At 71.0% G+C, this 17829-nt stretch carries 16 protein-coding genes and 1 tRNA gene; 12 read left to right on the forward strand and 5 right to left on the reverse strand.

Features of this window, described 5'->3' with window-relative positions:
• Window positions 1-253 precede the first annotated feature (253 nt).
• Complete coding sequence (locus AWZ10_RS15275; RefSeq protein WP_408991363.1) at window positions 254-1729, reverse strand: potassium/proton antiporter; 1476 nt, start codon at window positions 1727-1729, stop codon at window positions 254-256.
• Window positions 1730-2100: 371 nt separating this feature from the next.
• Between AWZ10_RS15275 and AWZ10_RS15280 the strand changes: the two genes are divergently transcribed.
• Complete coding sequence (locus AWZ10_RS15280) at window positions 2101-4890, forward strand: penicillin acylase family protein (protein ID WP_060891319.1); 2790 nt, start codon at window positions 2101-2103, stop codon at window positions 4888-4890.
• Between the two features lie 61 nt (window positions 4891-4951).
• On the opposite strand, the gene AWZ10_RS15285 is transcribed toward AWZ10_RS15280, so the two are convergent.
• Complete coding sequence (locus AWZ10_RS15285; protein ID WP_107417436.1) at window positions 4952-5560, reverse strand: 5-formyltetrahydrofolate cyclo-ligase; 609 nt, start codon at window positions 5558-5560, stop codon at window positions 4952-4954.
• A gap of 103 nt (window positions 5561-5663) precedes the next feature.
• Here AWZ10_RS15285 and galU point away from each other — a divergent pair, with 103 nt between their 5' ends.
• The 7 genes from galU (at window position 5664) to AWZ10_RS15320 (ending at window position 11437) form a co-directional block, all read left to right on the forward strand.
• The gene (galU, locus tag AWZ10_RS15290) at window positions 5664-6566 is read left to right on the forward strand and encodes a UTP--glucose-1-phosphate uridylyltransferase GalU (RefSeq protein WP_046703048.1); all 903 of its coding nucleotides are present in this window, start codon (window positions 5664-5666) and stop codon (window positions 6564-6566) included.
• A gap of 5 nt (window positions 6567-6571) precedes the next feature.
• Window positions 6572-7894 carry a molybdotransferase-like divisome protein Glp gene (glp, locus tag AWZ10_RS15295; RefSeq protein WP_046703047.1) on the forward strand — a complete coding sequence of 441 codons (1323 nt, stop codon included), beginning with the start codon at window positions 6572-6574 and terminating at the stop codon, window positions 7892-7894.
• Between the two features lie 84 nt (window positions 7895-7978).
• Window positions 7979-8461 carry a cyclic pyranopterin monophosphate synthase MoaC gene (moaC, locus tag AWZ10_RS15300; protein ID WP_046703046.1) on the forward strand — a complete coding sequence of 161 codons (483 nt, stop codon included), beginning with the start codon at window positions 7979-7981 and terminating at the stop codon, window positions 8459-8461.
• On the forward strand, window positions 8458-9000 hold the full coding sequence (locus AWZ10_RS15305; RefSeq protein ID WP_046703045.1) for a MogA/MoaB family molybdenum cofactor biosynthesis protein: 543 nt from the start codon (window positions 8458-8460) through the stop codon (window positions 8998-9000). The genes moaC and AWZ10_RS15305 overlap by 4 nt, the downstream gene beginning before the upstream one ends.
• Window positions 9001-9020: 20 nt before the next feature.
• Window positions 9021-9650 carry a GNAT family N-acetyltransferase gene (locus AWZ10_RS15310; protein ID WP_173531448.1) on the forward strand — a complete coding sequence of 210 codons (630 nt, stop codon included), beginning with the start codon at window positions 9021-9023 and terminating at the stop codon, window positions 9648-9650.
• 211 nt (window positions 9651-9861) lie between these two features.
• Complete coding sequence (sepX, locus tag AWZ10_RS15315; protein ID WP_046703044.1) at window positions 9862-11238, forward strand: divisome protein SepX/GlpR; 1377 nt, start codon at window positions 9862-9864, stop codon at window positions 11236-11238.
• 125 nt (window positions 11239-11363) lie between these two features.
• Window positions 11364-11437, forward strand: a tRNA-Ala gene (locus tag AWZ10_RS15320).
• Between the two features lie 67 nt (window positions 11438-11504).
• On the opposite strand, the gene AWZ10_RS15325 is transcribed toward AWZ10_RS15320, so the two are convergent.
• The gene (locus AWZ10_RS15325; protein ID WP_060891331.1) at window positions 11505-11942 is read right to left on the reverse strand and encodes a hypothetical protein; all 438 of its coding nucleotides are present in this window, start codon (window positions 11940-11942) and stop codon (window positions 11505-11507) included.
• A gap of 83 nt (window positions 11943-12025) precedes the next feature.
• The gene (locus AWZ10_RS15330) at window positions 12026-12502 is read right to left on the reverse strand and encodes a GNAT family N-acetyltransferase (protein WP_046708571.1); all 477 of its coding nucleotides are present in this window, start codon (window positions 12500-12502) and stop codon (window positions 12026-12028) included.
• Window positions 12503-12655: 153 nt separating this feature from the next.
• Between AWZ10_RS15330 and AWZ10_RS15335 the strand changes: the two genes are divergently transcribed.
• Window positions 12656-13450 (forward strand): exodeoxyribonuclease III, encoded by a 795-nt coding sequence (locus AWZ10_RS15335; RefSeq protein ID WP_079104372.1) that lies wholly within the window; start codon window positions 12656-12658, stop codon window positions 13448-13450.
• A 34-nt stretch (window positions 13451-13484) separates the two neighbouring features.
• Here the strand turns inward: AWZ10_RS15335 and AWZ10_RS15340 are convergent, their stop codons facing one another.
• The gene (locus AWZ10_RS15340; protein ID WP_046708566.1) at window positions 13485-14162 is read right to left on the reverse strand and encodes a MerR family transcriptional regulator; all 678 of its coding nucleotides are present in this window, start codon (window positions 14160-14162) and stop codon (window positions 13485-13487) included.
• A 156-nt stretch (window positions 14163-14318) separates the two neighbouring features.
• Here AWZ10_RS15340 and AWZ10_RS15345 point away from each other — a divergent pair, with 156 nt between their 5' ends.
• From AWZ10_RS15345 to AWZ10_RS15355, 3 genes are read left to right on the forward strand one after another with little or no spacing between them, the layout of a single operon-like run.
• Window positions 14319-15893, forward strand: coding sequence for a flavin-containing monooxygenase (locus tag AWZ10_RS15345; RefSeq protein WP_060891322.1), 1575 nt, complete (start codon window positions 14319-14321; stop codon window positions 15891-15893).
• The gene (locus AWZ10_RS15350) at window positions 15890-16837 is read left to right on the forward strand and encodes an alpha/beta fold hydrolase (protein WP_046708568.1); all 948 of its coding nucleotides are present in this window, start codon (window positions 15890-15892) and stop codon (window positions 16835-16837) included. The genes AWZ10_RS15345 and AWZ10_RS15350 overlap by 4 nt, the downstream gene beginning before the upstream one ends.
• Window positions 16834-17730 carry an SDR family oxidoreductase gene (locus AWZ10_RS15355; RefSeq protein WP_060891323.1) on the forward strand — a complete coding sequence of 299 codons (897 nt, stop codon included), beginning with the start codon at window positions 16834-16836 and terminating at the stop codon, window positions 17728-17730. Before AWZ10_RS15350 ends, AWZ10_RS15355 begins: the two co-directional genes overlap by 4 nt.
• The last annotated feature ends 99 nt before the right edge of the window (window positions 17731-17829 follow it).

Below are 17829 nucleotides of genomic sequence, written 5' to 3' on the forward strand. Positions count from 1 at the left end.
CCAGCTCTGCGTCAGGCAGAGTTGGTCCGATCAAGTGCGCCTTCATCGTACAGGGGAGATCGGCGGGGTCGCCTGTGAAAACGAGCACCATGGACGGCCGTACCTCCGATTCCGGAGGGTGTGAACAGTATGAAACCTGTTCTCAACGACCCGCCTCGGAGGTCTCGCCGACCTGCCCCAAAGGCTCCCGGCGACCCGCACCCGAGGCTCCACGGACCCGCCGGAGGCACCCGGCGACCGGCCCCGGAGCCCGTCAGCGACCCGTCCCGTCCTTCCCCTTCCCCTTCCCGTTCCCCGTCCCCAGCCAGTCGGCCAGCTTGCCGCCCTGGCCGACGGCCCTGAGGCGGCGTTCGGCCTGGTCCCGGACGGGATCCGTGGCGACGACGAGCAGTTCGTCGCCGCGTCGCAGCACCGTGGTCGGCAGCGGCACGAAGGACGTGCCGTCGCGGACGACGAGGGTGACGGCGGCGCCCGGGGGGAGCCGGAGCTCGTTGACCTCGACGCCGTGCATGCGGGACTTCTCGGGGATGGCGACGGACAGCAGGTGGCCGCGCAGCCGCTCCAGGGGCGCCGATTCGATGCCGAGGTCGGCGGCCTCGTCGCCGGAGCCGCCCAGGCGCAGCTTGCGGGCCAGCCAGGGCAGCGTCGGACCCTGGACGAGGGTGTAGACGACGACGAGCACGAAGACGATGTTGAAGATCCGACGGCTGCCCTCGACACCGCTCACCATGGGGATCGTCGCCAGGATGATGGGCACCGCGCCGCGCAGCCCGGCCCACGACAGCAGTGTCTGCTCGCGCCACGGCACCCGGAACGGCGTCAGCGCGACGACGACGCTCAGCGGTCGCGCCACCATGGTCAGCACCAGGCCGATGACGAGTGCGGGCCAGATGTCGTCGGCCAGGTCGTGCGGGGTGACCAGCAGTCCGAGCAGGACGAACATGCCGATCTGGGCGATCCAGCCGACCCCCTCGGCGAAGCCGCGCGTGGCCGGCCAGTGGGGCAGCTTGGCGTTGCCGAGGACCATGGAGGCCAGGTAGACGGCGAGGAAGCCGCTGCCGTGGGCCAGGGCGCCGGCCGCGTAGGCGGCGACGGCGATGGCCATGACGGCGATCGGGTAGAGGCCGGAGGCGGGCAGCGCCACATGCCGCAGGGCCCAGGAACCCAGCCAGCCCACGGCGAGCCCGATGGCGGCGCCGATCGCCAGCTCCAGCCCTATCTCCCCGATCAGGGCGTACCAGTGTTCGACCGGCCCGGCCATGGAGAGCGAGGCGACGAGAATGACCACCGGGGCGTCGTTGAAGCCGGACTCGGCCTCCAGGGTGCCCGTCACGCGCGCGGGGAGGGGGATCTTGCGCAGTACGGAGAAGACGGCCGCCGCGTCCGTGGAGGACACGACCGCGCCGATGATGAGTGACTGTCGCCACTCCAGCCCGATCAGATAGTGCGCGCCCGCGGCCGTGACGCCGACGCTCACCGCGACTCCGACCAGCGCCAGTGAGCTGGCGGCCGGCAGGGCCGGCTTGATCTCCTTCCACTTCGTGCCGAGGCCGCCCTCCGCCAGGATCACGACGAGGGCCGCGTAGCCGATGACCTGGGTCAGTTCGGCGTTGTCGAAGTGGATGTCGCCGATGCCGTCCTGGCCCATGGCGATGCCGATGCCCAGGTAGACGAGCAGGCTGGGGAGCCCGCTGCGCGACGAGATCCGGACCGCGGCGACCGCGACCAACAGGACGAGCGAGCAGACGAGCAGGAGCTGGTTGAGGTCGTGGACAGTCAGAGGGCCGTACCTTTCTCGCCGAACCGCACGTGGTTCCGAGTGGGGGATGCCGAGCACTGGATGCGGGGCACACGCGCGTGTGGGCATGCGCAGCCGATCACGGAAACCGTGCGGTTGCGGTTACGTCAGTGCAAGTACTTCGTTACCTTACCTAACTCTTGACGATTTCTTGACGCTTGCGAGGGCAAGATCGAACGGCCGTCCGCGCCAGTTCCCGACTCCGCGTCAAGTCGCGTCGGGCCCTGCGCCTATGGTTGCTCCAGCGTTCAGTACAAAGCACAGCCCGACCTGCCGCTCGTGTTAGGACAGCAAGGACAGCGATGCCCACCGACAATCCCGCCTCCTCCGGCCAGCAGTCAGGCAAGTCCGGCAGGAAGAAGGGACGCAAAGTCCGTCTTCTCCTGATCGTCCTGGTCCTGGCCATCATCGGTGGCGTCGGCTACGGGGCGTTCTGGTCCGTCTCCACCGTGCGCGCCTCCTTCCCCCAGACCAAGGGTTCGATATCCCTGGACGGCCTGTCGGGACCGGTCGACGTCAAGCGCGACGGCTACGGAATCCCGCAGATCTACGCCTCCTCCGACGAGGACCTGTTCATGGCGCAGGGCTACGTCCAGGCGCAGGACCGGTTCTACGAGATGGACGTGCGCCGCCACATGACGGCCGGCCGCCTCTCGGAGATGTTCGGCGAGGGTCAGGTGGAGAACGACGAGTTCCTGCGCACCCTCGGCTGGCACCGGATCGCCGAGGAGGAGTACAAGAAGACGCTCTCGGCCGAGACGAGGAAGTACCTCGACGCGTACGCCAAGGGGGTCAACGCCTACCTCGCGGGCAAGGACGGCGACGAGATCTCCCTGGAGTACGCGGCCCTCGGCTTCGCAGGCGACTACAAGCCCGAGGAGTGGACCCCGGTCGACTCGGTCGCCTGGCTGAAGGCGATGGCGTGGGACCTGCGCGGCAACATGCAGGACGAGATCGACCGCGCCCTGATGACCAGCCGCCTCGGCCCCAAGCAGATCGCCGACCTGTACCCGCAGTACCCGTACGACCGCAACGAGACGATCGTGCAGGAGGGCGCGTACGACGAGCTCACCAAGACCTGGTCGGACGGGTCCGGGTCGACGCAGGGCGCCGGCCAGGGCACCGAGGGCTCCACGCAGGGCACGGGCGGCACGGGAACGGGCGTGGGCACCGCCGGGACCTCCACGGACTCATCGGCCCTCCAGACCCAGCTGGGCGGCCTCTACAACGTCCTGGAGGACCTGCCCGAGGCCGTGGGTGTGAACGGCAACGGCATCGGCTCCAACTCCTGGGTCGTCTCCGGCGACCACACCATCACCGGCAAGCCGCTCCTCGCCAACGACCCGCACCTGTCGGCGACGCTGCCGTCGGTCTGGTACCAGATGGGCCTGCACTGCAAGGCCGTCTCCGCGAAGTGCCAGTACGACGTCTCCGGCTACACCTTCTCGGGCATGCCCGGCGTGGTCATCGGCCACAACGCCGACATCGCCTGGGGCATGACCAACTCCGGCGTCGACGTCACCGACCTCTACCTGGAGAAGCTCACCGGCGACGGCTACCAGTACGGCGACAAGGTCCTGCCGTTCGACACCCGTGAGGAGACCATCGAGGTCGCCGGGGGCACGGCCAAGAAGATCGTCGTCCGCACCACCCAGGACAACAGCCCCCTGCTGTCCGACCGGAGCAGCGAACTCGTCCAGGTCGGCAAGAAGGCCACGGTCGGCCAGGACGCTCCCGACCGCGGCGACGGCTACGGCATCGCCCTGCGCTGGACCGCGCTCGACCCCGGCACCTCCATGGACGCCGTCTTCGCCATGAACAGGGCCAAGGACTGGGACGACTTCCGCGAGGCCGCCGCCCTCTTCGACGTCCCCTCGCAGAACCTGATCTACGCCGACACCGAGGGCCACATCGGCTACCAGCTGCCCGGCAAGATCCCCACCCGGGGCAAGGGCGACGGCTCGGTGCCCGCGCCGGGCTGGGACACCAGGTACCGGTGGACCGGCTACATCGACCCGGACGAGCTGCCGTACGAGTACGACCCGGAGCGCGGCTACATCGTCACCGCGAACCAGGCCGTCGTCGACGACAAGTACCCGTACACCCTCACCAGGGACTGGGGCTACGGCACGCGCGCGCAGCGGATCACCAGCCTCATCGAGTCGAAGATCAAGGGTGGCGGCAAGATCTCCACCGACGACATGCGGCAGATGCAGATGGACAACAGCAGCGAGATCGCCAAGCTGCTGGTGCCCCTGCTGCTCAAGATCGACGTGAACGACAAGTACATCCGCGAGGCGCAGAAGCTCCTGGAGGGCTGGGACTACACCCAGGACGCCGACTCGGCGGCCGCCGCGTACTTCAACTCGGTCTGGCGCAACATCCTCAAGCTCGCCTTCGGCAACAAGCTGCCCAAGGAACTGCGCGTCGAGGGCCAGTGCCTGTCGGTCGAGCCGGTCGACGCCACCGGGCCCGCCGACGAGGACCGGCGGGTGCGCGAGTGCGGCAGGCGCGACGCGGACCAGGCGCAGCCGGACGGCGGCGACCGCTGGTTCGAGGTGGTCCGCCGGATCATCGACGACGAGGACAACGACTGGTGGTCGACCCCGGCGACGCGCACCCAGAAAGCCGCCGACACCCGTGACGAGCTGTTCAAGCGGGCCATGCGGGACGCCCGTTGGGAACTGACCGCCAAGCTCGGCAAGGACATCGACACCTGGAGCTGGGGCCGGCTGCACCGCCTGTTCCTGAAGAACCAGACCCTCGGCACCGAGGGCCCCGGTTTCCTCCAGTACATGCTCAACCGCGGCCCCTGGAAGCTCGGCGGCGGCGAGGCCACGGTCAACGCCACCGGCTGGAACGCGGCGGGCGGCTACGAGGTCGTCTGGGTGCCCTCGATGCGCATGGTGGTGAACCTCGGGGACCTCGACAAGTCCAAGTGGATCAACCTCACCGGCGCCTCCGGGCACGCGTACAACGCGCACTACACCGACCAGACCGACAAGTGGGTCAAGGGCGAGCTGCTGACGTGGTCGTTCTCCGACAAGGCGGTCGAGAGCACCACGAGCGACACGTTGCTGCTGAAACCGTGACGCCCGGCTGAACACGGAAAGCGGCCTCCACGCGTGCGTGGAGGCCGCTTTCGCGTCCGGGTCACCGGAACCGTCGTACTCCCGACGGGGTCACCACCGCGTGCACCGGGCGGTCGTGCGGCTCCTCCGGGACGCGGTCCACGACCTCCGAGTCGTACAGGAGCACCACCAGGGCCGGGTCGGCGCCCGCGCGTTCCAGGCGGGCCAGGACGCGGTCGTACGAGCCGCCGCCCCGCCCCAGACGCATCCCGCGCGCGTCGACCGCGAGGCCCGGCAGCAGGACGACGTCGGCGGTGGTCACGGCCTCCGTGCCGAGCCGCTCGCCGACGGGTTCCAGGAGCGCCATACGGCCGCCCCCGTGCCGCACGCGCGCGAGGTAGGCCTCTCCCTCGTAGACGCCCCAGTCGAGGTCGTTGTCGGGGAGCAGGGCCGGCAGCAGGACGCGCACGCCCCGAGCGCGGAGTGCGTCGAGGAGCGCGAGCGTGCCCGGTTCACTCCCCACGGCGACGTACGCCGCGACCGTGCGCGCGTGCGCCAGCTCGGGCAGACCGAGGGCCCGTTCCGCAAGGGCGCCCGTCGTGTTCCGGACGTCATCAGGTGTCAACCCGTTCCTCACCAGGAGGAGCTCTCGTCGCAACATTCGCTTGGAAAGCTCCGGTTCAGGTCCCATCCGGCTCACAGGTAGCTCCAGTATTCTTCGTAATCGGCTCATATGAGAACGAATTCATCGGAGCCACAGATTCCGCACAAAGACGCCGGATATGGTTCCGCCCATGAGTGAGGCGAACCCCAGGATCAGCAAGGCTGTCATCCCCGCAGCGGGTCTGGGAACCCGGTTCCTGCCGGCCACCAAGGCGACTCCCAAGGAGATGCTGCCGGTGGTCGACAAACCGGCGATCCAGTACGTGGTGGAGGAGGCCGCGTCGGCGGGCCTCGACGACGTCCTGATGATCACCGGCCGGAACAAGCGTCCCCTCGAGGACCACTTCGACCGCAACTACGAGCTGGAGTCGGCCCTCCAGAAGAAGGGCGACGCCCACCGGCTCGCCAAGGTCCAGGAGTCCAGCGACCTCGCGACCATGCACTACGTCCGCCAGGGCGACCCCAGGGGCCTCGGCCACGCCGTCCTGTGCGCCGCCCCGCACGTGGGCGACGAGCCCTTCGCGGTCCTCCTCGGCGACGACCTGATCGACCCCCGCGACCCGCTCCTGCAGCGCATGGTCGAGGTCCAGGAGCGCAGCGGCGGCAGCGTCATCGCCCTCATGGAGGTCGCGCCGGAGCAGATCCACCTCTACGGGTGCGCGGCCGTCGAGGCCACGGAGGACGGCGACGTCGTCAAGGTCACGGGCATGGTCGAGAAGCCAGAGGCGGTCGACGCCCCGTCGAACTACGCGATCATCGGCCGCTACGTCCTCGCCCCGCAGATCTTCGACGTACTGCGCCGGACCGAGCCGGGCCGCGGCGGCGAGATCCAGCTCACCGACGCCCTCCAGCAGCTCGCGGCGGACGAGAAGGTCGGTGGCCCCGTGCACGGCGTCGTCTTCAAGGGCCGCCGCTATGACACCGGTGACCGCGGCGACTACCTGCGTGCCATTGTCAGACTCGCATGCGAACGTGAAGACCTGGGACCGGACTTCCGGACCTGGCTTCGCACTTACGTAGCCGAGGAGATGTAGCCACGTTGAGCACCGCCGCGACCCGCACCACCGGACCGGGCCAGCTCTGGTCGGTGACCGAGCACCTGGAGGACATCCTCGCCACCGTCCGCCCCCTGGAACCCATCGAGCTGCAACTCCTCGACGCCCAGGGCTGCGTCCTGGTCGAGGACGTCACGGTGCCGGTCTCGCTGCCGCCGTTCGACAACAGCTCGATGGACGGGTACGCGGTGCGCGTCGCGGACGTCGCGGGCGCGAGCGAGGAGTTCCCGGCCGTGCTCACGGTGATCGGGGACGTGGCGGCGGGCCAGGCCGAGCAACCCCACGTGGGCCCCGGCGAGGCCGCCCGCATCATGACCGGTGCCCCCCTGCCGCCCGGCGCGGAGGCGGTCGTCCCGGTGGAGTGGACCGACGGTGGCCTAGGCGAGGGACCCGTCTCCGGGATGCGCGCCCGCAGCGCGAACCCGGAGGGCGCCACCGGCCAGGTCGCCGTGCACCGCTCCGCCGAGGCACGCGCGCACGTGCGCGCCAAGGGCAGCGACGTGCAGGCCGGTGAACGCGCCCTGGCCGCGGGGACGATCCTCGGCCCGCCCCAGCTCGGGCTGCTGGCCGCCATCGGCCGCGCCTCGGTGCGCGTTCGCCCGCGCCCGCGCGTGGTCGTGCTCTCCACCGGCAGCGAACTGATCCCGCCGGGCCAGACCCCGGCCACCGGCCAGATCTACGACTCCAACAGCTTCGCCCTCACCGCCGCCGCCCGGGACGCGGGCGCGATCGCCTATCGAGTCGGCGCCGTCGCCGACGACGCCGAGACCCTCCGCTCCACCATCGAGGACCAGCTCGTCCGCGCCGACATGGTCGTCACCACCGGCGGCGTCAGCGTGGGCGCGTACGACGTCGTCAAGGAGGCCCTGGAGTCCGTCGGGGACGAGGACGAGGAGGGCGCCGGCATCGACTTCCGCAAGCTCGCCATGCAGCCCGGCAAGCCCCAGGGCTTCGGCACCATCGGCCCCGACCACACCCCGCTGCTCGCCCTCCCCGGCAACCCGGTGTCGTCGTACGTCTCCTTCGAGATCTTCGTCCGGCCGGCCATCCGCACCCTGGCGGGCCTGACCGACGTGCACCGGCCGACGACCACGGCGACCCTCCGGGCACCCAAGGCCCTGACCTCGCCAGCAGGGCGCCGGCAGTACCTGCGCGGGACCTACGCCGACGGCGAGGTCACCCCCGTGGGGGGTGCCGGATCGCACCTCGTGGCGGCCCTCGCGCACGCCGACGCGCTGATCGTGATCCCCGAGGGCACCGAGTCGGTCGAACCCGGCACGGAGGTCGAGGTCGTCCTGCTCGGCTGAACCGTCGGGGGTGGCGTACCGTGTCGCGCACAACAGACCGCGCGCCGCACCGCGACGGGCCCCGACCGGGAGCGCCACACCACCATGAGTACGCCGCACGACCGACTGACCCACATCGACGAGGCGGGCGCCGCCCGCATGGTCGACGTCTCCGGGAAGGACGTGAGCGCGCGCACCGCCCGCGCGAGCGGCCGGGTCCTGGTCTCACCCGCGGTGGTCGAACTGCTGCGTGGTGAGGGGGTGCCCAAGGGCGACGCCCTCGCCACCGCGCGCATCGCCGGGATCATGGGCGCCAAACGCACCCCCGACCTCATCCCGCTCTGTCATCCGCTGGCGGTGTCGGGCGTCAAGGTCGATCTGTCGGTCGCGGACGACGCCGTCGAGATCCTCGCCACCGTGAAGACCACGGACCGCACGGGCGTCGAGATGGAGGCCCTCACGGCGGTCTCCGTCGCCGCCCTCACCGTGATCGACATGGTCAAGGCGGTCGACAAGGGCGCCGTCATCACGGACGTCCGCGTCGAGGAGAAGACGGGCGGCAAGTCGGGCGACTGGAGCCGGGCATGACGGCGCCGGTGGAACCGCCCCTCGGGGGCGCCCTCACGGCGCCGTACGCCGCCCTGGTCGTGACCGCCTCCAACCGGGCCGCCGCCGGGGTCTACGAGGACCGGGGCGGACCTCTGATCGCCGAGGGGCTCAGGGCGCTCGGCTTCGCCGTCGACGGCCCCCGGGTCGTGCCCGACGGCGACCCCGTGGAGGCCGCGCTGCGGGTCGGCGTCGACGCCGGGTACGACGTGATCGTGACGACCGGCGGGACCGGCGTCTCGCCCACCGACCGCACCCCCGAGGCCACCCGCGCCGTCCTCGACCACGAGGTGCCCGGCATCCCCGAGGCGATCAGGGCGTACGGCCGGGAGAAGGTGCCGACGGCGGCGCTCTCCCGGGGCCTCGCCGGAGTCGCGGGCCGGACACTGATCGTCAATCTGCCGGGCTCGACCGGCGGGGTACGGGACGGCCTGGCCGTACTGGAACCCCTGCTGACCCACGCCGTCGACCAGCTCCGCGGCGGGGACCACCCCAGACCCAGCCACGGGGGTGCGAGCTGAACAGCCCATCCTGGCCCGTGGTGCTGGTGGACGGCGAGGTCGTCCTCCGACCCATAAAGATGCGTGACCAGCGCGTCTGGCGCGAGGTCAACCGCCGCAACCGGGACTGGCTGCGGCCCTGGGAGGCGACCATTCCGCCACCCACGCCCAGCGGGCCCGTCGCACACCGGCCGACGTACCGTCAGATGGTCCGCCATCTGCGGGCGGAGGCGAACGCGGGCCGGATGCTGCCGTTCGTGATCGAGCACCAGGGGCGGCTGGTCGGGCAGTTGACCGTCGCCGGGATCACCTGGGGCTCCATGTGCTCCGGCCACGTCGGCTACTGGGTCGACGAGTCGGTCGCCGGGCGCGGGGTGATGCCGACGGCGGTCGCGCTCGTGGTGGACCACTGCTTCCGGACCGTCGGACTGCACCGCGTCGAGGTCTGCATTCGCCCCGAGAATCGGCCCAGCCGACGGGTTGTGGAGAAACTCGGATTCCGCGAGGAAGGCCTTCGTCCACGATATCTTCACATCGACGGAGCCTGGCGCGACCATCTCGTCTTCGCGCTCACCGCCGAAGAGGTCCCCGAAGGGCTGCTCGGCCGCTGGCAGCGGGAACGGGCGCGGAACGCGGGCTCCGACGTGGGCAAGCCCGGACAGCCCCAATAAATGAAATGAGTGTTCGAAAAGCATGTCCGGGTGATGACCGGGTGGCGATCGGCTTGAACGAGTTGAGGCGTTCTCGGCACGTTAATTTCGCGCTCTCGGTGGCCTGCTGATCGGATCGGTCACAAAAAAAGCTCGAAATATCAGCCGGATCGTGCGACACACCGGCCCAATTGGCGGATGGCCTCACGCAAACCCCTCTACCGTGTGAGGCGTGAGCAGCAGCGGCCTCATCTACGCAGTCATCGTCGGGGCCTGGGCCGCCTACTTGGTGCCGATGTGGCTCCGTAGGCAGGACGAGCTGAACGAAGCCCGTCCGACGGAACGCTTCAGCACCGCCATCCGGCTGCTTTCCGGCCGGGCGGGGATGGAGCGCCGATACGCCAAGGACCTGCGGGCGCGCTCCACCGAAGAGGGGGAGCCCAGCGCCGAACCGGGCGGCGTCACCGACTCGGTGGACGTCCGGGCCTTCGCCATGCCCCCGCACCGGGAGCACACGAGGGCACAACTGCCGGCGGAGCGGGGTGAGTCACCGCAGCAGGGCCAGCAGCAGGGTCAGCAGCAGGGCCGGCAGGCGCAACAGCCGGGGAAGCCGGCGGCGCAGGCGAAGCCGGTGCCCCAGCAGGGTGGTGCGCCGCCGGCCAAACAGGCGAGTGCGCCGTCCGTCAAGCAGGGTGCGCCGTCCGCCAAGCAGAGTGCGGCCCAAGTCCCCGCTCCCGCGCGTGCGAAGCGTCCGGGCAACCAGGCGACAGGCGCACGCCGGGGCGACTCGGCGGAGGCCAAGGCGCGTGCCCAGCGCTTGAAGGTGCTCGCGCGCCGACGGCGTACGACGGTGATGCTCTTCTTCGCCTTCACGCTGGGTACGGTCGTCGCGGCGGTCGGTGGACTCGCCTTCCTGTGGGCGCCTGCCGTACCGGCGGTGCTGCTGAGCACGTACATCGCGCATCTGCGCCGCCAGGAACTGAAGCGGTTCGCGTACACGATGGACCGGCGGCAGGCCGAGGTGGCGGCGCAGCGACTGCGGGAGCGGCAGCCCCAGCGGCGGCGCCCGATGCCGGATCCGGTGGACACCGACGAGCCGGAGGACGGACCGGAGAACGAGGAGAACCGGGCCGAGCTGGCCGGGCTCGCGGCCGACCGCCGCGCCCTCGTCGAGCAGACCGACCACGCCGAGTGGGTCGACCAGCAGCGTGAGCGCCAGCGGCGGCCCGGCCAGGGCGACAGCTGGGACCCGGTCCCCGTGCCGCTGCCGACGTACGTCACCGCGCCGGTCGCTCCCCGGGCCACGTCCGGGGTCGACCTCGGAGCACCGGACGCGTGGAGTTCCGCGCGCTCCAGTGCGGCCGACCCGCACGGCTCGTCGGGCGCTCCGTCGAACTCCGCGCACGCCTCCGGGCGTGAGTCGGAGAGGGAGCGTGGTGGCGGGGAGCGGGCTGAGGACGCCGACGCGGACGACGCGGGTGACGCTCCCGACGGCGACCGTTCCGACGCCCGCCGGGCCGCGTCCGCACGTCGCTCCCGCGAGCGGGGGCGTACGCCGCTCTTCGACCAGTACGAGGACGGCGACCGCCCCCGCGCGGCCAACGAGTGACTCTCGCGGCCGCGGATCTCCCACTCCGCTGACCAGCCACGAGCCGGCCGTAGGCCGCTCTCCGGCCCCTCGGATACGGATTTCCGAGCACCGCGATCGGGATGCTAGAGTTTCACTCGTTGCAAGGGCCTGTGGCGCAGTCTGGTAGCGCACCTCGTTCGCATCGAGGGGGTCTGGGGTTCAAATCCCCACAGGTCCACGCAGCTCAGAGCCCCCAGTGGTGATCACCACTGGGGGCTCTGACGTGTTGTCAGGACGATGTTCTGTCAGGACGGATCGCCGGCGCCTGTCGCCCGCTCCGTGACCGTGACCGTGATCGCGTCGAAGTACGGCCAGCCATCCACCTCGACCGTCCGGGCGGACGGGTGGAGGTCCAGGTTCGGGGCGGCGGCGTCCAGGAGGCGGCGGACCGTGCCGGGCTCGTGGAGGTTGAGATAGGTGTGGTCGGACCGGCGGACCAGGGCGCCGGAGTCGAAGTAGCAGTTCGAGACGGTGCGGTCCTCGGACGGGCCGAAGAGCAGGACCAGCCGGCGGCGCCGGGGGTCCTCCGGGTAGAGGGACAGCTTGAGACGGCAGTGGTCGCGGGCCACGCGCTGGGGGTCCCTCTCGCTCGCGCGAAGTCGTGCGTGGGGGAGTTGGCGGACGGTCCAGTGCCAGGTGGTGTCGCCCACGACGAGACGGCGTAGACGGTTGTTCTTCGTCACCGGGACACCGTAGGCGGCCAACGCCGTCGCGGGCACCGGGATTTACGTGCCTCGTGCCCCGGGGTGCGGGGTGCGGGGTGCGGTCAGAGGGGCTTCGCGAAGCACAGGCTCAGTTCGTGGAAGCGGTAGTAGCCGAACTTCGCGCAGGGCGCGTAGCCGCTGGAGGTGTAGAGGGCCACGGCCTCGGGCTGCTTGGCGCCGGTTTCGAGGACCATGCGGGTGCGGCCGCCGGCGCGGGCGTCGGACTCCAGTTCGGCGAGTATGCGGCGGGCCAGGCCCAGGCCGCGGGCCTCGGGTGTGACGTACATCCGCTTGATCTCGGCGTCCCCGTCCTGGTAGTCCTCGTCGTTGGCGTCCTGGGTGCGCCAGCCGCCCGTGGCCAGGGGTCTGCCGTGTTCGTCGTAGGCGATCAGGTACAGCCCCGCCGGCGGTACGAAGTGCGCCGGGTCCATGTGCGTGGCGTCGCCGTCGTCGCCGTAGCGGACGCTGTATTCGGCCTGGACCTCGTCGTTCAGCTTGACGGCGTCGGGGTGGTCGAAGGCTACGCGACGGATAATCATGCTGCGCATCGTACATCTATGCAGGGTCGGCGCCCAAGGTGTACCCGGCCGGTGTGCCCGGCCGGGTAGCCCGTCCAGTGAGCCCATCCGGTGTGATCTTCGTCGGAATCTGGACTCCGTCCAAGGTGCGGGTATCGTGCCGGGGTGCTGACTGTGACCTCTGTGAATGTGAACGGGCTGCGGGCCGCCGCGAAGAAGGGCTTCGTGGAGTGGCTCGCCGGGACCTCGGCGGACGTGGTGTGCCTGCAGGAGGTGCGGGCCGAGCCGGAGCAACTGCCGGAGGGGGTGCGACAGCCCGAGGAGTGGCACGTCGTGCACGCCCCGGCCGCCGCCAAGGGGCGCGCGGGAGTGTCGCTCTACAGCCGGCGCGAGCCCGACCGGGTCCAGGTCGGCTTCGGGTCGGCCGAGTTCGACGGGAGCGGGCGGTACGTCGAGGCCGACCTCCCCGGCGTCACCGTCGCCAGTCTCTACCTTCCCTCCGGCGAGGTCGGGACCGAGCGGCAGGACGAGAAGGTCCGGTTCATGGGGGAGTTCCTCGTCTACCTGAAGGAGCTCCGGGAGCGGGCCGCCGCCGACGGGCGCGAGGTCGTGGTCTGCGGCGACTGGAACATCGCCCACGAGCAGGCCGACCTCAAGAACTGGCGGGCCAACCAGAAGAACTCCGGGTTCCTGCCGGAGGAGCGGGCCTGGCTCGGGCAGGTCTTCGACGAGGGCGACGGGGCGTACGTCGACGTCCTGCGCGCCCTGCATCCCGATGTCGAGGGGCCCTACACCTGGTGGTCGTACCGGGGGCGGGCTTTCGACAACGACTCGGGATGGAGGATCGACTATCAGGTGGCCACGGCCGGACTCGCCGCCAAGGCGGTGAAGGGGTTCGTGGAGCGGGCCGCGACACATGCCGAGCGGTGGTCGGACCATGCGCCGGTGACGGCGGTCTACGACCTCTGATGGCGCCGGGGCCGACCGTCGGGGCCGATTCCGGCTACGGCCCCTGATCGCCCGCTTCGGTCTGCCGCAACCGCCGGTCCAGCGCCAGTGACAGTTCCGCCTCCGCCACGCTCTTCGCCAGGGGGCGCAGCCGGTGGAGGTCTTCGGGGGTGCGGCCCGGCTGCGTGAGGACGAGGTCGGTGAAGAGGACGGCGAGGGCCTCGGCGTGTTCGCGTACGCGGCGGCCGACGGCGAGGACGTCGGCAAGGGGTACGCCGTCGCGGACCAGGGCGGCCGAGACGTCGAGGAGACGGCGGCTGATGTGGACGATCTCGCCGCCGTCGGTGGCGAGGTAGCCGAGGTCGAGGGCGGCGGCGAGGTTCTCCGGGGTCGCCTGGTCGCCGAAGTGGTCGGCGAGTTCCTCGGGGGACAGACGGACCGGGACCTCCTCGGTGGGGTCCCCGAGGCCCAGCAGTTCACCCACGTCGCGGCCCTGGTCGAAGGCCTCCGCCAGCTCGGCTATGCCGCTGAGCGTGTGACCGCGTTCCAGCAGCGCCGAGATCGTGCGCAGCCGGGCCAGGTGCGTGTCGTCGTACCAGGCGATACGGCCCTCGCGGCGGGGCGGCGGGATCAGTTTGCGCTCCCGGTAGAAGCGCAGGGTGCGTACGGTGATGCCGGCCTCTCCGGCCAGTTCCTCCATGCGGTACTCGCGTCGCTCGCCGTCTTCTGCCACGCGCGCAGCCTATGTCGTACCGCTGGTAACTCCAGAGTGCCGGACCCCTACCCATCGGTACGGTCCTGCCCTACGCTCCCACTGCGCCAGTGATTACTGGCGCGGACATGGGGTGCGAACGCGGTGTGCGCACGCGTTGAGGCGTGGAGGTACCGGATGGCCGAGCAGGATCAGGGGCGGCGGGATCAGGGGCCGCATGTGCGGGTGGCGGTGGTCGGGTCCGGGTTCGGCGGGCTCGGGGCGGCCGTGCGGCTGCGGCGCGAGGGGATCACCGACTTCGTCGTCCTGGAGCGGGCCGGTTCCGTCGGCGGCACCTGGCGGGACAACGACTACCCGGGGTGCGCCTGTGACGTGCCGTCCCATCTGTACTCGTTCTCGTTCGCGACCGACTACGAGTGGCCGCGCGCCTTCTCCGGGCAGGAACACATCCGGGCCTATCTGGAGCGTGTGACGGATGTCTTCGGGCTGCGGCCCCATATTCGCTTCGACTCCGAGGTGCTGAGAATGGCCTGGGACGGGGAGCGGCTGTGCTGGGACATCGAGACCAGCAGCGGGCCGCTGTCCGCCGACTTCGTCGTCTCCGCGACCGGGCCGCTCTCCGATCCGAGGATCCCGACCGAGGCCGAGCTGCCGGGGCTCGGCTCCTTCCCCGGCAAGGTCTTCCACTCCGCCCGCTGGGACCACGGCTACGACCTGCGCGGCAAGCGGGTCGCGATGATCGGTACGGGGGCCTCCGCGGCCCAGATCGTGCCGGCGATCGCGCCCGAGGTCGGCCGGCTGACCCTCTTCCAGCGGACCCCGCCGTGGGTGCTGCCCCGGGTCGACCGCGGCATCGGCGGCGTCGAGCGGTGGCTGCACCGGCAGCTGCCGTTCACCGCGCAGGCCCGGCGCGGACTGCTGTGGGGCGTCCGGGAGTTGCAGGTGCAGGCCTTCACCAAGCGCCCCAAGGTGCTGGGCCTGGTGGAGCAGGTGGCGAGGCGGAACCTGGCCCGGACCGTCAAGGACCCGGAGCTGCGCGCCCGGCTCACCCCCGACTACCGCATCGGCTGCAAGCGCATCCTGCTGTCCAACACCTACTATCCGGCGCTCACCCGGCCGAACGTCGACGTGGTCGCCGCCGGGCTGGCCAAGGTCGACGGCTCCACGCTCGTCGCCGCCGACGGGTCCGCCGCCGAGGTCGACGCGATCGTCTTCGGCACCGGGTTCCACGTCACCGACATGCCCATCGCCGACCGGGTGGTGGGCGCCGACGGCCGCACCCTCGCCGAGGCCTGGTCGGACAGCGGGATGCAGGCGCTGCGCGGGGCGTCGGCCGCCGGGTTCCCGAACTGGATGACGATCATCGGGCCCAACACGGGCCTCGGGAACTCCAGCATGATTCTGATGATCGAGTCCCAGCTCAACTACATGGCGGACTTCGTACGGCAGTTGGACGTGCTGGGCGGCCGGGTCGCCCTCGACGCCCGGCCCGCCGCCGTGGCGGCCTGGAACCAGCGGGTCCACAAGCGCATGGAGCGCACGGTCTGGAACACCGGCGGCTGCACCAGCTGGTACCTCGACGCCAACGGCCGCAACACGACCGTCTGGCCGGGCACGACGACCGAGTTCCGGGGCGCGACCCGGCGGGTCGATCTGAGCGAGTACGCGGTGCTGCGGGCGGCTCGGCCGGGTACGGAGAACGAGGAGACGGCCGGCAAGGCCGACACAGCGAAGGTGGAGGCCGGAGCGTGACCCGACTGACCCATGTGAAGCACGGACCCTACGCGCCGCCCGTCGCCGTGAGGGAGTTGGCGGCCGTGTCCGCCGACGGGGCGCGGCTGCACGTCGAGGTGCATGGACCGGAGGGCGCACCCGCGGTGGTGCTGGTGCACGGCTGGACGTGTTCGACGGCGTACTGGGCGGTGCAGGTCCGGGACCTCGCCGTCGACCACCGGGTCGTCGTCTACGACCAGCGCGGCCACGGCCGCAGCCCCGCCTCCGCCGTGTGCAGCGCGGACGCCCTCGCCGACGATCTGGAGGCGGTGCTCGCGGCGACGCTCGCGCCGGGCGAGAAGGCGGTGCTGGCCGGGCACTCCATGGGCGGGATGACGCTGATGGCGGCCGCCGGACGGCCGGGGTTCCGGGAGCACGCGGCGGCGGTCCTGCTGTGCAGCACGGGCAGTTCGAAGCTGGTCGCCGAGTCGCTGGTCGTGCCCATGCGGCCGGGGCGCGTGCGTACCTGGCTCACCCGGCAGGTCCTCGGCTCGCGGGCGCCGCTCGGGCCGGTCACGCCGGTCGCCCGGCGGATCCTCAAGTACGCGACGATGGGCCCCGGTTCGTCGCCGGTGATGGTCGAGGCGTGCGCACGGATCGTGCACGCGTGTCCGGCCAGGGTGCGGCACGCCTGGTCGCACGTCCTCGCCTCGCTGGATCTCGACCACGGCATACAGGAGTTGACGGTGCCGACGGCCGTCGTCGTGGGGACGGCGGACCGGATGACCCCGCCCGTGCACGCGCGGGCGCTGGCCGCCGCGCTGCCCGACTGCGTGGGCGTGAGTGAGCTGACCGGGGTCGGACACATGGCGCCGGTGGAGGCACCGGAAGCGGTCACCGCCCGGATACGCGAGCTCGTGGCGACGTACGCGACGAAGTGTGCGACGACCGAGCGGGACGAGTTGGAGGAGGCGGGCGCATGAGCAACAACAGCATCCTGGAGGGGCGGGTCGCGGTCGTCACCGGAGCCGCGCGGGGCGTCGGGGAACTCCTCGCGCGCAAGCTCTCGGCGCGTGGGGTGAGGGTCGCGCTCGTCGGCCTCGAACCGGACGAGCTGAAGCGGGGGTCGGAACGGCTGTACGGCGACAGCGCGTACTGGCACGCCGACGTCACCGACCACGAGGCCATGGCGCGGGTCGCCGAGGAGGTCAAGGAGCGGTTCGGGCGGGTCGACATCGTCGTCGCCAACGCGGGCGTCGCGAACAGCGGGCCCTTCGTCGACTCCGACCCGGACTCGTGGCGGCGCGTCATCGAGGTCAACCTCGTCGGATCGGCAGTCACCGGGCGGGCGTTCCTGCCGGCGCTGATCGAGAGCCGGGGCTATCTGCTGCAGATCGCCTCCCTCGCCGCGATCACCCCGGCGCCGATGATGACGGCGTACTGCGCGTCCAAGTCGGGCGTCGAGGCGTACGCGCACTGTCTGCGTGCCGAGGTCGCGCATCAGGGGGTGGGTGTCGGGGTCGGGTATCTGTCCTGGACCGACACGGACATGGTGCGCGGCGCCGACAAGGACGAGGCGTTGCGGGAGTTGCGGGAGCGGCTGCCGTGGCCGGCCGGCAAGACATATCCGCTGGGGCCGGCCGTGGACCGGCTCGTCGCCGGGATCGAGCGGCGGGCCGGCCATGTGTACGGGCAGTGGTGGCTGCGGGGCATGCAGGGCGTACGCGGGTATCTCCCCGGGCTCATAGGGACGTTCGCGCCGCGGGAGGTGCGGCGGATGGAGCCGCGGCTGCGCGAGGTGTCCAAGGGGCTGGTGGGGGCCGGTGGGGCCGCGGACGAGCGAACGCGGGGGGTGGGGGCACAGGGCCCTCAATAACCGAGCGTTACCGAGCGTAACTGGTCGAAATGCGTTGAATGTCCGCCCGTGTTTGTCTGGTCGAGGCCCGATCCCCTCACCCACTACGGGAGTGAAACC

The organism is Streptomyces europaeiscabiei, assembly GCF_001550375.1.
Classification (GTDB): domain Bacteria; phylum Actinomycetota; class Actinomycetes; order Streptomycetales; family Streptomycetaceae; genus Streptomyces; species Streptomyces europaeiscabiei.

What these genes read in the sequence shown, in the direction of transcription:
- AWZ10_RS15280 (WP_060891319.1), top strand. Translation starts at nt 2,101, where the DNA reads ATGCCCACCGACAATCCCGCCTCCTCCGGCCAGCAGTCAGGCAAGTCC.
- AWZ10_RS15285 (WP_107417436.1), bottom strand. Translation starts at nt 5,560, where the DNA reads ATGGGACCTGAACCGGAGCTTTCCAAGCGAATGTTGCGACGAGAGCTC.
- galU (WP_046703048.1), top strand. Translation starts at nt 5,664, where the DNA reads ATGAGTGAGGCGAACCCCAGGATCAGCAAGGCTGTCATCCCCGCAGCG.
- moaC (WP_046703046.1), top strand. Translation starts at nt 7,979, where the DNA reads ATGAGTACGCCGCACGACCGACTGACCCACATCGACGAGGCGGGCGCC.
- AWZ10_RS15305 (WP_046703045.1), top strand. Translation starts at nt 8,458, where the DNA reads ATGACGGCGCCGGTGGAACCGCCCCTCGGGGGCGCCCTCACGGCGCCG.
- AWZ10_RS15330 (WP_046708571.1), bottom strand. Translation starts at nt 12,502, where the DNA reads ATGATTATCCGTCGCGTAGCCTTCGACCACCCCGACGCCGTCAAGCTG.
- AWZ10_RS15345 (WP_060891322.1), top strand. Translation starts at nt 14,319, where the DNA reads ATGGCCGAGCAGGATCAGGGGCGGCGGGATCAGGGGCCGCATGTGCGG.
- AWZ10_RS15355 (WP_060891323.1), top strand. Translation starts at nt 16,834, where the DNA reads ATGAGCAACAACAGCATCCTGGAGGGGCGGGTCGCGGTCGTCACCGGA.